Source organism: Chimaeribacter coloradensis (assembly GCF_002858715.1).
Taxonomy (GTDB): Bacteria; Pseudomonadota; Gammaproteobacteria; order Enterobacterales; family Enterobacteriaceae; genus Chimaeribacter; species Chimaeribacter coloradensis.
The window spans coordinates 1-14,106 of sequence record NZ_PJZH01000025.1 but is presented as its reverse complement, the minus strand read 5'-3'; the positions used below and the strand labels follow the sequence as shown (position 1 = coordinate 14,106).

Annotated in this window: 12 protein-coding genes and 1 riboswitch; of the genes, 8 read left to right on the top strand and 4 right to left on the bottom strand. The window is 59.7% G+C overall.

Features of this window, described 5'->3' with window-relative positions:
• The first annotated feature begins 25 nt into the window (after positions 1 to 25).
• From argB to argH, 3 genes are all read left to right on the top strand, one after another.
• Positions 26 to 802, top strand: a complete 777-nt coding sequence (argB, locus tag CYR32_RS17345; protein ID WP_175578829.1) for an acetylglutamate kinase — start codon at positions 26 to 28, stop codon at positions 800 to 802.
• A gap of 46 nt (positions 803 to 848) precedes the next feature.
• Positions 849 to 2,063, top strand: a complete 1,215-nt coding sequence (locus tag CYR32_RS17340) for an argininosuccinate synthase (protein WP_101826411.1) — start codon at positions 849 to 851, stop codon at positions 2,061 to 2,063.
• Positions 2,064 to 2,162: 99 nt separating this feature from the next.
• Complete coding sequence (gene argH / locus CYR32_RS17335) at positions 2,163 to 3,536, top strand: argininosuccinate lyase (RefSeq protein ID WP_101826410.1); 1,374 nt, start codon at positions 2,163 to 2,165, stop codon at positions 3,534 to 3,536.
• 164 nt (positions 3,537 to 3,700) lie between these two features.
• On the opposite strand, the gene CYR32_RS17330 is transcribed toward argH, so the two are convergent.
• Both CYR32_RS17330 and CYR32_RS17325 read right to left on the bottom strand, forming a co-directional pair.
• Complete coding sequence (locus tag CYR32_RS17330) at positions 3,701 to 5,149, bottom strand: dihydrolipoyl dehydrogenase (protein ID WP_101826409.1); 1,449 nt, start codon at positions 5,147 to 5,149, stop codon at positions 3,701 to 3,703.
• 134 nt (positions 5,150 to 5,283) lie between these two features.
• The gene (locus CYR32_RS17325; protein WP_101826408.1) at positions 5,284 to 6,015 is read right to left on the bottom strand and encodes a glutathione peroxidase; all 732 of its coding nucleotides are present in this window, start codon (positions 6,013 to 6,015) and stop codon (positions 5,284 to 5,286) included.
• Positions 6,016 to 6,165: 150 nt separating this feature from the next.
• Here CYR32_RS17325 and oxyR point away from each other — a divergent pair, with 150 nt between their 5' ends.
• Positions 6,166 to 7,083, top strand: a complete 918-nt coding sequence (gene oxyR, locus CYR32_RS17320) for a DNA-binding transcriptional regulator OxyR (protein WP_101826407.1) — start codon at positions 6,166 to 6,168, stop codon at positions 7,081 to 7,083.
• On the opposite strand, the gene sthA is transcribed toward oxyR, so the two are convergent.
• A complete protein-coding gene (gene sthA / locus CYR32_RS17315; RefSeq protein ID WP_101826406.1) occupies positions 7,066 to 8,469 on the bottom strand; it encodes a Si-specific NAD(P)(+) transhydrogenase in 1,404 nt (467 codons plus the stop codon). The two genes, oxyR and sthA, sit on opposite strands and share 18 nt — an antisense overlap.
• Positions 8,470 to 8,683: 214 nt before the next feature.
• Here sthA and fabR point away from each other — a divergent pair, with 214 nt between their 5' ends.
• Both fabR and CYR32_RS17305 read left to right on the top strand, forming a co-directional pair.
• Entirely contained in the window at positions 8,684 to 9,316 is a 633-nt protein-coding gene (fabR, locus tag CYR32_RS17310; protein WP_165698270.1) for an HTH-type transcriptional repressor FabR, read from the top strand.
• A 79-nt stretch (positions 9,317 to 9,395) separates the two neighbouring features.
• Positions 9,396 to 9,764, top strand: a complete 369-nt coding sequence (locus CYR32_RS17305; protein WP_101826404.1) for a YijD family membrane protein — start codon at positions 9,396 to 9,398, stop codon at positions 9,762 to 9,764.
• Between the two features lie 57 nt (positions 9,765 to 9,821).
• Here the strand turns inward: CYR32_RS17305 and trmA are convergent, their stop codons facing one another.
• Entirely contained in the window at positions 9,822 to 10,928 is a 1,107-nt protein-coding gene (gene trmA / locus CYR32_RS17300) for a tRNA (uridine(54)-C5)-methyltransferase TrmA (RefSeq protein ID WP_101826403.1), read from the bottom strand.
• Between the two features lie 129 nt (positions 10,929 to 11,057).
• A riboswitch (cobalamin riboswitch) is annotated at positions 11,058 to 11,260 on the top strand.
• A 70-nt stretch (positions 11,261 to 11,330) separates the two neighbouring features.
• On the opposite strand from trmA, the gene btuB reads away from it, so the two are divergent.
• Positions 11,331 to 13,184: a TonB-dependent vitamin B12 receptor BtuB gene (btuB, locus tag CYR32_RS17295; RefSeq protein ID WP_101826402.1), complete on the top strand. Its 1,854-nt coding sequence runs from the start codon at positions 11,331 to 11,333 to the stop codon at positions 13,182 to 13,184.
• Positions 13,129 to 13,995: a glutamate racemase gene (gene murI, locus CYR32_RS17290; protein ID WP_101826401.1), complete on the top strand. Its 867-nt coding sequence runs from the start codon at positions 13,129 to 13,131 to the stop codon at positions 13,993 to 13,995. Before btuB ends, murI begins: the two co-directional genes overlap by 56 nt.
• Positions 13,996 to 14,106 lie beyond the last annotated feature (111 nt).

Below are 14,106 nucleotides of genomic sequence, written 5' to 3'. Positions count from 1 at the left end.
GATTTCAACAGGGTGAGGCGTGAACATGATGAATCCGTTAATTATCAAACTGGGCGGCGTGCTGCTTGACAGTGAAGAGGCGCTGGAGCGCCTGTTCGGCGCACTGGTGGCTTACCGTCAGGAACACCAGCGCCCGCTGATCATTGTTCATGGCGGCGGTTTCCTGGTGGACGAGCTGATGAGAAAGCTCTCGCTGCCGGTGGTGAAAAAGCAGGGCCTGCGCGTCACCCCCGCCGACCAGATCGACATCATCACCGGGGCGCTGGCGGGCACCGCCAACAAAACCCTGCTGGCCTGGGCGGTGAAAAACAACCTGAACGCCGTGGGCCTGAGCCTGGCCGACGGCAACACCGTCACGGTGGAACCGTTTGATGAGGAACTGGGCCACGTCGGCAAGGCCTCCCCCGGTGACGCGTCCCTGCTGAACACCCTGCTGGGCGCAGGCTACCTGCCGATCGTCAGCTCCATCGGCATCACCGCCGGCGGCGCGCTGATGAACGTCAACGCCGACCAGGCCGCGACGGCACTGGCAGAAACCCTGGGCGCAGACCTGATCCTGCTCTCCGACGTCAGCGGCATCCTGGACGGCAAAGGCCAGCGCATCGCGGAGATGACTGCTGAAAAAGCGGAGCAGCTGATCGCGCAGGGCATCATCACCGACGGCATGGTCGTGAAAGTCAACGCCGCGCTGGACGCCGCCCGCACCCTCGGCCGCCCGGTGGATATCGCCAGCTGGCGCAACGCAGAGAAGTTACCTGCACTGTTTAACGGCGTGGCCATCGGCACACGCATCCTGGCGTAACGCCCGGTTTTACTGAATTTACTGAATCTGTATCAAGGACATCATCATGCAAACTAAAGGCATCAAGAAAATCGTTCTGGCTTACTCCGGCGGTCTGGACACCTCAGCCATCATTCCGTGGCTGAAAGAGAACTATGACTGTGAAGTGGTGGCATTCGTCGCCGATATCGGCCAGGAGCGCAGCGATCTGGAAGGGATTGAGCAGAAAGCGCTGCGTACCGGTGCCTCTGAGTGCCATGTGGTTGACCTGCGTGAAGCGTTCATCAAAGACTACGTCTACCCGGTGCTGCAAACCGGCGCCCTGTACGAAGGCAGCTACCTGCTGGGCACCTCGATGGCGCGCCCGCTGATTGCCAAAGCGCAGGTTGAACTGGCGCTGAAAGTGGGCGCGGATGCCCTCTGCCACGGCGCGACCGGCAAAGGCAACGACCAGGTGCGTTTCGAAACCACCTACACCGCCCTGGCCCCGGAGCTGAAAGTCGTGGCCCCGTGGCGTGAGTGGGACCTGCGCTCCCGTGAGGCGCTGCTGGCCTACCTGAAAGAGCGTGACATCCCGACCACCGCGTCGCTGGAGAAGATCTACAGCCGTGACGAAAACGCCTGGCACATCTCCACTGAAGGCGGCGTGCTGGAAAGCCCGTGGAACGCGGCAAACAAAGATTGCTGGGCCTGGACAGTTGACCCGGAAGAGGCCCCGGACGACGCCGAGCTGGTGACCGTGAAAGTGGAAAAAGGCCGCGTGGTGGCGGTAAACGGTCAGGAACTCAGCCCGTACCAGTGCCTGGAAGCGCTGAACAAACTGGGCGTGAAACATGGTGTCGGCCGGATCGACATCGTGGAAAACCGCCTGGTGGGGATTAAATCCCGCGGCTGCTACGAAACCCCGGGCGGCACCATCATGATGGCCGCGCTGCGCGGCGTGGAACAGCTGGTGCTGGACCGCGACAGCTTCAAATGGCGTGAGCAGCTGGGCCACGAGATGTCCTACGTGGTGTATGACGGCCGCTGGTTCGCCCCGCTGCGCCAGTCCATCCAGGCGGCGGCAGAAGCGCTGGCTGAAGAGGTGAACGGTGAAGTGGTAGTGAAACTCTACAAAGGCACCGCGACCGCCATCCAGAAAAAATCGGCCAACAGCCTCTACTCCGAAGAGTTCGCGACCTTTGGTGAAGATGAAGTGTATGACCACAGCCACGCCGGCGGCTTCATCCGCCTGTTCTCGCTCTCTTCCCGCATCCGTGCGCTGAACGCGAAAAAGCAGTAACCGCCACGGGCCGCCCGGCGGCCCGGACAGGCACCTATTCTTAACAGGGCGCGGCATCGCGCCCTGTCAGCAACAGCATTAACCAGAAGGACGCACACTATGGCACTTTGGGGCGGGCGTTTTACCCAGGCAGCAGACCAACGTTTCAAACAACTTAATGACTCCCTGCGTTTCGATTACCGGCTGGCCGAGCAGGATATTGTCGGCTCCGTCGCCTGGTCGAAGGCCCTGGTCACGGTCAATGTGCTGACGCAGGATGAGCAGCAGCGACTGGAGGAAGCGCTGATGTTTCTGCTGGACGAGGTGCGCGCTAACCCGGAAGCCATTGTTGAGAGCGACGCGGAAGACATCCATAGCTGGGTGGAGCAGAAGCTGATCAACAAAGTCGGCGATCTCGGCAAGAAACTGCATACCGGCCGCAGCCGTAACGACCAGGTCGCGACCGATCTGAAATTGTGGTGCAAGGCGCAGGTGGCGGAGCTGCTGCTGTCGCTGAAAAACCTGCAACAGGCGCTGGTAGCCACCGCCGAGGCGAACCAGGATGCAGTGATGCCGGGTTACACCCACCTGCAACGTGCGCAGCCGGTCACCTTCGCCCACTGGTGCATGGCTTACGTTGAGATGCTGGCGCGGGATGAGAGCCGCCTGCGTGACACTCTGACGCGGCTGGACGTCAGCCCGCTGGGCTGCGGCGCGCTGGCCGGCACCGCCTACCCGATCGACCGGGAGCAGCTGGCAGGCTGGCTCGGCTTCGCCTCCGCGACCCGCAACAGCCTGGACAGCGTCTCCGACCGTGACCACGTGATGGAGCTGCTGTCGAACGCGGCCATCAGCATGGTGCACCTGTCGCGCTTTGCGGAAGACCTGATCTTCTTCAACACCGGCGAGGCGGGCTTTGTGGAGCTGTCAGACCGCGTGACCTCCGGCTCGTCACTGATGCCACAGAAGAAAAACCCCGACGCGCTGGAGCTGATCCGCGGCAAAAGCGGCCGGGTACAGGGCGCGCTGACCGGCATGATGATGACCATGAAAGGGCTGCCGCTGGCCTATAACAAGGATATGCAGGAAGACAAGGAAGGGCTGTTCGACGCGCTGGAAACCTGGTTCGACTGCCTGAACATGGCGGCGCTGGTGCTGGACGGCATCAAAGTCAAACGCGCCCGCACGCAGGAAGCGGCGGAGCAGGGTTACGCCAACGCCACCGAGCTGGCAGATTACCTGGTCGCAAAAGGGATTCCGTTCCGTGAGGCGCACCATATCGTTGGTGCGGCGGTAGTGGAAGCGATCGCGCAGGGCGTGGCGCTGGAGGCGCTGCCGCTGGCGACGTTACAGACATTCAGCAGCGTGATTGGCGACGATGTCTACCCGATCCTGTCGCTGCAATCCTGCCTGGACAAGCGTGACGCCAAAGGTGGCGTATCGCCGCATCAGGTGGCGAACGCCATCACTGAGGCGAAACAGCGCTTAGCTTAAAGTAAAAAACCCCGCCAACCGGCGGGGTTCTTTTTTATGAGAGGCTTAGTCTCGTGATTACGTCAGCATTTCCGGCATCAGGATAACTTCTTTTACTGTGCCGGGCTTATAGCCGTAACCGCTCATCCCGCCCTGCCTGGCCCTTTATAAGGACTGCCCACAGTTTATTCGCCGGGGCAGCGCTGGCAACGCTCTGCTTCCTCATTGCCGAGGCGCAGTTTGCTTTGCAGATCGCGCAGGGCGGTACGCAGCCCCTCTTCGATCACCGGGTGGTAGAACGGCATCTCCAGCATCTGGTTGACCGTCATTTTCTGCTGATGCGCCCATGCCAGCAAGTGTGCCAGATGTTCAGCGTCCGGGCCCATCATCTCTGCGCCGAGGAACACGCCGGTACCCTGCTCGCCATACACGCGCAGCACACCTTTATTACGCAGCATCACGCGCGAACGGCCCTGGTTCTCGAAAGAGACTTCACCAATCCCGAAGCAGCCGCAGGCACCCAGCGCGCTGTTCAGTTCACGGTAGGTGGCACCGACCATCGCGATCTGCGGGTCAGAGAAGACCACGGAGATCGCGCTGCGGCGCAGGCCCGGGTTCACTTCCGGGAACGCCCCGGCATTATCACCGGCAATGCGCGCCTGATCGCTGGCTTCATGCAGCAACGGCAACTGGTTGCTGGCGTCACCGGCGATGAAGATGTGCGGCACGCTGGTCTGCATGGTCAGGCGGTCAGCCGTCGGCACGCCGCGCGCGTCCAGCACCAGGGAGGTGTTTTCCAGCCCCAGCTTGTCCACGTTCGGGCGGCGGCCGGTGGCGGCCAGCACGTAATCCACCATCAGATCCTGCGGGTTGCCCTGCTTGTCCTGGTAACGGATAAAGACGCGGTCACCTTCCCGCTGCATCATTTCGATGTTGGCATCCGGGTCGAGATAAAACTCTTCGCCCAGCGCTTTGGCGGCATACTCCCGCACACGCGGGTCAGTGAGCGGGCCGACGCCGCCGCCCACGCCGAACACCTTCACCTCAACGCCGAGGCGATGCAGGGCCTGGCCGAGCTCCAGCCCAATCACGCCGGGGCCGAACACCGCGACGCTCTCCGGCAGGTCGTCCCAGTTAAAGACGTCATCGTTAATCACCAGACGGTCGCCGAGGGCATCCCAGGCGGCAGGCCAGCTCGGACGCGACCCGGTGGCGATCACAATGCGCTGCGCCACGATGCGGGTGTGGTCGTCCACCATCAGCGTGTTGTCATCAATAAAGCGGGCATAGCCGGAGACTTTGTCACGCGCCGGGATGTTCTCCACCCCTTCCAGCACGAAGCCGACGAAACGGTCGCGCTCGCGTTTGACGCGGTCCATCACTTCACGGCCGTTGATCACGATTTCACCCTGCGGGTGAATACCGAAACCGTGGGCGCGTTCCGTCTGGTGTACTGCTTCTGCCGCGGCAATCAGCAATTTGGAAGGCATACAGCCTACCCGCGCGCAGGTAGTACCAAACGGGCCGCCCTCGATCATCACCACATTCGGCGTGGAAAGTTTCGCGGCGCGGTAAGCGCCCAGGCCGGCGGTGCCGCCGCCGATCACGGCAACGTCGACGTTCAGTTGTTTCATGGTATGCCTCGGTTTCTTTGCTGTGTAAAAAGGGGGAGTCGGGAATAAAAAAGGCGGGCTAAAAGCCCGCCAAAATTCACGTTGGCTGTTTCTTATTGTTAATACGCAGGGATGGTTTATCTCTTACGTCAGGGTTATGCGGTCAGGAAGATTTCCAGATCGTCGCTGCCACCAATGTGACGGCCGCCGATGAAGACCTGCGGTACCGTGGCGCGGCCGGTAACGGCACGCAGGCTGACGGTGGTCGCATCTTTACCCAACACAATCTCTTCGTACTGGATGCCGCGCTCTTGCAGCATCTGTTTCGCCTTGGCACAGAACGGGCAGCCCGGCTTGGTGAACACCGACACGGATTCCTGCACTTTGAATTCCGGTGCCAGGTATTTCAGCATGGTGTCTGCGTCAGAGACTTCAAACGGGTCGCCCGGTTTGTTCGGCTCAACGAACATTTTTTCTACCACGCCGTTACGCACCAGCATGGAGTAACGCCAGGAGCGCGGGCCAAAGCCCAGATCCGCTTTCTCAACCAGCATCTCCATCCCTTTGGTGAACTCACCGTTGCCGTCCGGGATGAAGGTGATGTTTTCAGCGCGCTGGTCATTTTTCCACGCGTTCATCACGAACGTGTCGTTCACAGAGACACACAAAATGCTGTCCACGCCGTGTTGGCGGAACACACCGGCCAGCTCGTTGTAACGCGGCAGATGGCTGGAGGAGCAGGTCGGGGTAAAGGCACCCGGCAGTGAAAAGACGATAACCGTTTTATTTTTGAACAGGTCGTCGGTTGTAACATCAACCCACTGGTCGCCCTGACGGGTATGGAACACAACCTGTGGGACTTGCTTACCTTCTTGGCTTGAAAACATCGATAACCTCATAAAATACTTGGTGAATTTCTTATTACTGCGTGTGTCTTGCTTCGTTGGGGTACATTATTCACGCTGGGGGTTGATAGATCTAATCGTTGATTGCTATCTTATTCATTGCCATGAGCTATCATGGGGTCGGAGGAAATAATGAACATTCGCGATTTAGAGTATTTGGTTGCCCTGGCGGAATTCCGCCATTTCCGGCGTGCGGCGGATGCCTGCCACGTCAGCCAGCCTACCCTGAGCGGCCAGATCCGCAAGCTGGAAGATGAACTGGGGGTGATGCTGCTGGAACGCACCAGCCGTAAGGTGCTGTTTACTCAGGCAGGGCTGCTGCTGGTGGAGCAGGCGCGCACGGTGCTGCGTGAGGTCAAGGTGCTCAAGGAGATGGCAAGCCAGCAGGGGGAGACCATGTCCGGCCCGCTGCACATTGGGCTGATCCCAACGCTCGGCCCCTATCTGCTGCCGCATATTATCCCGATGCTGCACCAGACTTTCCCGAAACTGGAGATGTACCTGCACGAAGCCCAGACGCACCAGCTGCTGGCCCAGCTCGACAGCGGCAAGCTCGACTGCGCTATCCTGGCGTTGGTGAAGGAGTCTGAGTCCTTTATCGAAGTGCCGCTGTTTGATGAGCCGATGAAGCTGGCCGTCTACAGTGACCACCCGTGGGCGGGGCGTGACCGCGTGGCGATGGCGGAGCTGTCCGGTGAGAAGCTGCTGATGCTGGAAGACGGCCACTGCCTGCGCGATCAGGCGATGGGCTTCTGCTTCCAGGCCGGGGCGGATGAGGACACCCATTTCCGCGCGACCAGTCTGGAAACGCTGCGTAACATGGTGGCGGCCGGCAGCGGTATTACGCTGTTGCCTTCGCTGGCGGTGCCGAACGAGCGCCAGCGTGATGGCGTGAGCTACATGCAGTGCAGCAAACCGGAGCCGAAGCGGACCATTGCGCTGGTCTATCGCCCCGGCTCGCCGTTACGCAGCCGCTATGAGCAACTGGCTGAAGCCATTAAAGATCATATGCAGCCGATGTTCGACACTGCGTTAAAACAGGCGGTTTAACCCGTTCAGCGCGGCGACACGGTAGGCTTCTGCCATCGTGGGGTAGTTGAAGGTGGTATTGACGAAATACTCGATGGTATTACCTTCCCCTTTCTGCTCCATGATGGCCTGGCCGATGTGGATAATCTCCGCCGCACGCTCACCGAAGCAGTGAATGCCCAGGATCTCTTTCGTCTCCCGGTGGAACAGCAGTTTCAGGCTGCCCACATTCATCCCCGCAATTTGCGCCCGCGCCAGGTGTTTGAACTGCGCCCGGCCCACTTCGTACGGCACTTTCATCGCCGTGAGTTCCTGTTCGGTTTTGCCCACCGAGCTGATCTCCGGGATGGTATAAATACCGCTCGGGATGTTCTCGATCAGGTGTACCTTGGCTTCACCCTGAATCATCGCCTGGGCGGCAATACGCCCCTGGTCATAGGCTGCGGAAGCCAGGCTTGGGTAACCAATCACGTCCCCGACGGCATAAATATGCGACAGCGCCGTCTGGTACATGCTGTTGACTTTCAGCAGGCCGCGGCTGTCCGCCTGCAGGCCGATGGTCTCAAGGCCGAGGTTGTCAGTGTTGCCGGTACGGCCGTTGGCGTAGAGCAGGCAGTCCGCTTTGACTTTCTTGCCCGATTTCAGGTGGACAATCACCCCGTCCTCGACCCCTTCAATCTGCTCGTACTCTTCGTTGTGGCGGATCACCACGCCGTTGTTCCAGAAGTGGTAGGAGAGGGCGTCGGACATCTCCTGGTCCAGGAACGCCAGCAGGCGGTCACGGGTGTTGATTAAGTCCACTTTTACCCCGAGACCACGGAAGATCGAGGCGTATTCGCAGCCGATTACCCCTGCGCCGTAGATAATCACGTGGCGCGGTTCGTGGCTCAGTTGCAGGATGGAGTCGCTGTCATAGATGCGCGGGTGGCCAAAATCAACTTCCGGCGGGCGGTAAGGGCGCGAGCCGCAGGCGATCACGATCTGCCCGGCCGTCAGCCGCTCGTTGGTGCCGTCCGGGTAGCGGACGTTGATGGTATTGGCGTCAATAAAACTGGCATCACCGGAGAAGAGCTGGCACTGGTTGCGCTCATAGAAACTCTGGCGCATACGGGTCTGCTGGTTAATCACGGAGTCGGCATGGCGCAGAATATCGGGGAAACTGGAGCTGAGTGAGCGGGAGGTGGTGTCACTGTAGAGCGGGTTCTGGTTGAATTCAATGATGCGGCTGACAGCGTGGCGCAGGGCTTTCGAGGGGATGGTGCCCCAGTGGGTACACCCGCCGCCCACGTTATTGTAGCGTTCAATCACCGCTACCCGTGCGCCCTGTTTTACCAGGCCCATCGCGGCCCCCTCGCCGCCAGGGCCGGAGCCGATGACGATCGCATCAAATTGGACGTGCTGTTGCATGTATGAGGCACCTATTCTTATACAAATTTACAACGAGATTGTAACATCATAGGCCTGAATCCCCAATCCGCCGTAGTCTTTTCGTGGGGCGCACAGCCATTTCTTCCCGGTCACTGACTGTTGCATGTTTGTAGAAGCGTAGGTTCTGAAAAGTTTGATATAGTGCGGTCATGGCAGGCGCATCGGTTGACAGGACACTTCTCTGGAAAAGGTTATGGGCGTAAGAGCACAACAAAAAGAACGCACCCGGCGCTCACTGATCGAAGCGGCATTCAGCCAGCTCAGCGCCGAGCGCAGTTTTGCCAGCCTGAGCCTGCGTGAAGTCTCCCGCGAAGCCGGCATCGCCCCGACGTCGTTCTACCGCCACTTCCGGGATGTGGATGAGCTGGGGCTGACGATGGTGGATGAGAGCGGCCTGATGCTGCGCCAGCTGATGCGGCAGGCCCGCCAGCGCATCGCCAAGGGCGGCAGCGTGATCCGTACCTCCGTCTCCACCTTCATGGAGTTCATCGGCAATAATCCCAATGCCTTCCGCCTGCTGCTGCGCGAGCGCTCCGGCACCTCTGCCGCTTTCCGCGCCGCCGTCGCCCGTGAGATTCAGCACTTTATTGCCGAGCTGGCCGACTACCTGGAGCTGGAAAACCACATGCCGCGCAGTTTTACCGAGGCGCAGGCGGAAGCGATGGTGACCATTGTCTTCAGCGCCGGTGCTGAGGCGCTGGATGTTGACAGCGAACAGCGCCGCCGGCTGGAAGAGCGGCTGGTGCTGCAACTGCGGATGATTTCAAAAGGTGCCTATTACTGGTACCGCCGGGAGCAGGAGCGGGCGTCGCTGTCACAGGAGTAACGGCTTTCCGGCCGGCGCGCGCTGTTCCTGTTTTTTTCAAACCATGTTTCCTTCAAACCCACGACAGATAGGTAAAAAGATGACAGAACACCCTCGCCGCGAAAAAGGTACCTTGCTGCTTGCCCTGATTGCCGGTTTATCCATTAATGGCTCCTTTGCTGCGCTGTTCAGCTCAGTGGTGCCGTTTTCCATCTTCCCGTTGATCTCCCTGCTGCTGGCGGTCTACTGCCTGCACCAGCGTTACCTGAACCGGGCGATGCCGCAGGGGATGCCGTCACTGGCGGCGGCCTGCTTTATGCTGGGCCTGCTGCTCTACAGCGCGATTGTACGGGCGGAGTACCCGCAGATTGGCTCTAACTTCCTGCCGGCCATTCTGGCCGTGGCGCTGGTCTTCTGGATCGGCACCAAACTCAAGGCGCGTGACGCCGCGGTCAACCCGGAAGTGTGACCCCCCGGCTCCGCCCATAAAAAAGCCCTCAACCGAGGGCTTTTTTTGTGCCTGCCGTCAGGCGTCGCGCTTCACCAGCAGCACGCCGCACTCCATATGGTGCGTGTAGGGGAACTGGTCAAACAGCGCCAGCCGCGTGATGTCGTGGGTCTGGCTGAGGGTTTGCAGGTTGTCGCACAGCGTCTCCGGGTTGCAGGAGATGTAGAGAATGCGCGGGTAGCCCTGCACCAGGGCGACGGTGTCCGCATCCAGCCCGCTGCGCGGCGGGTCGACAAAGATGGTTTCACACTGGTAGCTGCTCAGGTCGATGCCTTTCAGGCGGTTGAATTCACGCACGCCGTTCATCGCCTGGGTAAAATCTTCCGCGGCCATGCGGATGATCTGCACATTATCAATCTGGTTGGCTTCAATGTTGTACTGCGCGGCGGCCACAGACGGCTTGGCAATCTCCGTCGCCAGCACCCGGTTGAAGTTGCGCGCCAGCGCCAGCGAGAAGTTGCCGTTGCCGCAATAGAGCTCCAGCAAATCGCCTTTGGAACCCTGCGTGACGTCCAGCGCCCACTCCAGCATCTCGATGTTCACCGCCGCATTCGGCTGGGTAAAGCTGTTCTCGACCTGGCGGTAGATCATCGCTTTCCCCGCCACCGGCAGGCATTCGTCGACGTAGTCCTGATCCAGCATGATTTTGGTTTTGGTGGCGCGGCCAATCAGGTGCAGGTCAAACCCCTGCGCCCGCAGGCGATCGCGCAGGGCGGTCGCCGCCTGCTGCCACTCATCGTCCAGCTTGCGGTGGTAAAGCAGCGACGCGATGATTTTGCCGCTCCGGGTGGAGAGGTAGTCGATCTGGAACAGTTTACGGCGCAGCACCGGCAGCGGTTTCAGCTCATTAATCAGCGCCGTCATCAGCTGGTTGATCAGCTCGCTGGCCGCCGGGAACTGATCAACCCGGATTCGCGCTTTGGTCTGCTGGTCAAAGATGATATGGAACAGATCTTCCTCATCGTGCCAGACACGGAACTCCGCCCGCATGCGGTAGTGCTGCGTGGGGGAGCGGAACACTTCCGGCTCCGGCGCGGCAAACGGCGACATCAGCGTCTTGAGACGGGCGGTCTTTTCCGCCAGTTGGTCGTCATAATGTTCAATTGGCAGAGTGTCAGGCGTCATGGAATCTCTCGTCTGGATAGGGAAAAAGGCTGGGTTTGCGGGGATTGTAGGGAAAGTCAGGGCTAAGTCCAGTTTTGTCGCGTTAATTTCCCGCGCCGCGGGCGGCAGTCTAGACTTCCATATAGGTTGATCGTAGCATTGCGATCCGGCCTCTATCAATGAGTTAAAAGGGAATCCGGTGTAAATCCGGAACTGACGCGCAGCGGTAAGGGGAAGTCACGGCGAACGCAGACATGCAGACACTGCTCCGCAAGGGGTGGGAAGTCTTCGCCCGGCGTGCTGATACAGCACGGCTCCCAAGTCCGAAGACCTGCCGGGACACCCGTCGCATTATTCATCTTCGTCGCGACTGCGAGGATGACTGCCTGCGGCATCCTGCCATTAAGTTTGGATGCGTTTCGCATGACAATGAAAACCCCCCTGCTGTGGACAGCGCTCTCTGCCACGGCCTTTTCCGGCTGGGCGCACGCCGCTGCCGTTGATAATAATAATGATAGCGTAGTGGTCACGGCTAACCGCTTCCCTCAGCCGGTTTCCTCCGTGCTGGCACCGACCACGGTCGTGACGCGCGATGAGATTGATCGCTGGCAGTCCACCACGCTGCTTGATGTGATGCGCCGCCTGCCGGGTGTTGATGTCGCGCAGAGCGGTGGCATGGGGCAGCTCAGCTCGCTGTTCATCCGTGGCACCAATTCCAGCCATGTGCTGGTGCTGATGGATGGTATCCGCCTCAATCAGGCTGGCGTCAGCGGGGCAACCGACCTCAGCCAGATCCCGCTTTCGCTGGTGCAGCGCATTGAGTATATCCGCGGGCCGCGCTCCGCCGTGTATGGCTCCGACGCCCTCGGCGGCGTGGTCAACATCATCACCACCCGTGAGAAGAGCGGCACCACGCTCAACGCGGGCCTTGGCTCCAATGGCTACCAGTCCTACGATGCCGCCACCCAGCAGCAACTGGACGAGGACACCATTGGCACGCTGGCCGGCAACTATACCTATACCAAAGGGTATGACGTGGTCGCCTACGGCAACACCGGCACGCAGAGCCAGCAGGATCGCGACGGCTATATGAGCAAGACCCTCTTCGGCTCGCTCCAGCACCAGTTCAATGACAGCGTCAGCGGCTTTGTGCGCGGTTATGGTTATGACAACCGCACCGACTATGACGCCTACTACACCGCTGCCACCGATCCGCTGGTGGATACCCGCCAGCTCTATAACCAGACTTGGGATGCCGGCCTGCGCTATCAGGAAGGGATCTACGCCACGCAGCTGATCGGCAGCTACAGCCATACCAAGGACTACAACTACGATCCGCGCCAGGGGCGTTATGCCTCTTCTGCCTCACTGGATGACTCCCAGCAGTACAATCTGCAATGGGGCAACACTTTCCAACTGGGGCAGGGTTCCGTCAGCGCCGGGCTGGACTGGCAGAAGCTGACCACCGAGCCGGGCACAAACTATCTGGCCGATGGCTATAACCAGCGCAACACCGGCCTCTACCTGACGGCGCAACAGCAGATCAGCGATGTCACGCTTGAGGGTGCCATTCGTGGGGATGACAACTCCCAGTTTGGCTGGCACTCCACCTGGCAAACCAGCGCCGCGTGGGAGTTCATCGACGGCTACCGCCTGATCGCCTCCTACGGCACCGCCTTCAAGGCTCCCAACCTCGGCCAGCTCTACAGCGGCTATGGTGGCAACCCAGACCTGAACCCGGAGGAGAGTAAAGAGTGGGAAGGCGGGCTGGAGGGGCTGACCGGCCCGCTGAGCTGGCGACTCTCCGCCTATCGTAATGACATCGACCAGATGATCGATTACGAAAACAACCGCTACTACAATGTCGGCAAGGTGCGAATCAAGGGCGTGGAGTGGACAGGCTCGCTGGAGACTGGCCCACTGCAGCACCAGTTGACGCTGGAGTACCTCGACCCGCGTGACGCCGATACCAATGAGGTGCTGGCACGCCGCGCGAAACAGCAAGTGAAGTATCAGCTTGATTGGCACGTGGAGGCGCTGGATTGGTCACTGACCTACCACTACCTCGGTCAGCGCTATGATACTGACTTCAGCAGCTATGAGCGAAAACGTCTGGGCGGCGTCAGCCTGTGGGATCTCGCGGCCTCATATCCGGTTACATCGCGCCTGACCGTTCGTGGTAGAATTGCCAACCTGTTTGATAAAGATTATGAGACGGTTTATGGCTACGACACACCAGGACGTGAATACTACCTCACTGGCAGCTATACCTTCTGACCCTACCTCATTAACCCTCCGGCCGACCGCGCTGGTCTTTGACTCCGGTGTCGGGGGGCTGTCGGTCTACCAGGAGATCCGGCAACTGCTGCCGGATCTCCACACTATCTATGCTTTCGACAATGTGGCCTTTCCTTATGGGGAGAAGTCAGAGCAATTTATTGTCGAACGTGTGGTGCAGATTGTAGAGGCCGTTGCACAACGCCACCCACTGGCCATCATCATCATCGCCTGCAATACCGCAAGTACCGTGACCTTGCCGGCATTGCGTGAGCGCTTTACCTGCCCTGTCGTGGGTGTGGTGCCGGCCATCAAGCCCGCAGCCAAACTCACGCGCAATGGTGTTGTAGGTCTGCTGGCGACCCGTGCGACGGTACAACGCGCCTATACACACGATCTTGTCACCCGCTTCGCCACAGATTGTGAAATCCTGATGCTGGGGTCGTCAGAGCTGGTGGAAATAGCAGAGGAAAAACTGCACGGTAAGGGTGTTTCTCTGGAAGCATTGCGGAAGATCGTCCGCCCCTGGCTGAAACTGCCTGAGCCACCTGACACCGTAGTGCTGGGCTGCACGCACTTTCCTTTAATCGCCGATGAATTAATGCAGGTGCTGCCGGAAGGCACCCGGCTGGTGGATTCCGGCGCGGCCATCGCCCGCCGTACGGCCTGGCTGATTGCCCATCAGGAAAATGTGCCCCTTTCTACAGAAAAAAACATTGCATACTGTATGGGCTTTTCAGCGCAAACAGAGGCGCTACGCCCTGTTTTAGCCGGTTATGGCTTTAAAACCATCGAAAAACTGCCACTTTAGCATCAGTCGGATTAAATTTTAGACGGTCGCATAATTTTTTGAATTTAGGGGTTGCAGCCTGCGCGGAACTCCCTATAATGCGCCTCCACTGACCGGGAACAACGACCAACA

Coding starts and splice junctions, on each gene's coding strand:
- argB (WP_175578829.1), top strand. CDS start 26: ATGATGAATCCGTTAATTATCAAACTGGGCGGCGTGCTGCTTGACAGT.
- CYR32_RS17340 (WP_101826411.1), top strand. CDS start 849: ATGCAAACTAAAGGCATCAAGAAAATCGTTCTGGCTTACTCCGGCGGT.
- argH (WP_101826410.1), top strand. CDS start 2,163: ATGGCACTTTGGGGCGGGCGTTTTACCCAGGCAGCAGACCAACGTTTC.
- CYR32_RS17330 (WP_101826409.1), bottom strand. CDS start 5,149: ATGAAACAACTGAACGTCGACGTTGCCGTGATCGGCGGCGGCACCGCC.
- CYR32_RS17325 (WP_101826408.1), bottom strand. CDS start 6,015: ATGTTTTCAAGCCAAGAAGGTAAGCAAGTCCCACAGGTTGTGTTCCAT.
- oxyR (WP_101826407.1), top strand. CDS start 6,166: ATGAACATTCGCGATTTAGAGTATTTGGTTGCCCTGGCGGAATTCCGC.
- sthA (WP_101826406.1), bottom strand. CDS start 8,469: ATGCAACAGCACGTCCAATTTGATGCGATCGTCATCGGCTCCGGCCCT.
- fabR (WP_165698270.1), top strand. CDS start 8,684: ATGGGCGTAAGAGCACAACAAAAAGAACGCACCCGGCGCTCACTGATC.
- CYR32_RS17305 (WP_101826404.1), top strand. CDS start 9,396: ATGACAGAACACCCTCGCCGCGAAAAAGGTACCTTGCTGCTTGCCCTG.
- trmA (WP_101826403.1), bottom strand. CDS start 10,928: ATGACGCCTGACACTCTGCCAATTGAACATTATGACGACCAACTGGCG.
- btuB (WP_101826402.1), top strand. CDS start 11,331: ATGACAATGAAAACCCCCCTGCTGTGGACAGCGCTCTCTGCCACGGCC.
- murI (WP_101826401.1), top strand. CDS start 13,129: ATGGCTACGACACACCAGGACGTGAATACTACCTCACTGGCAGCTATA.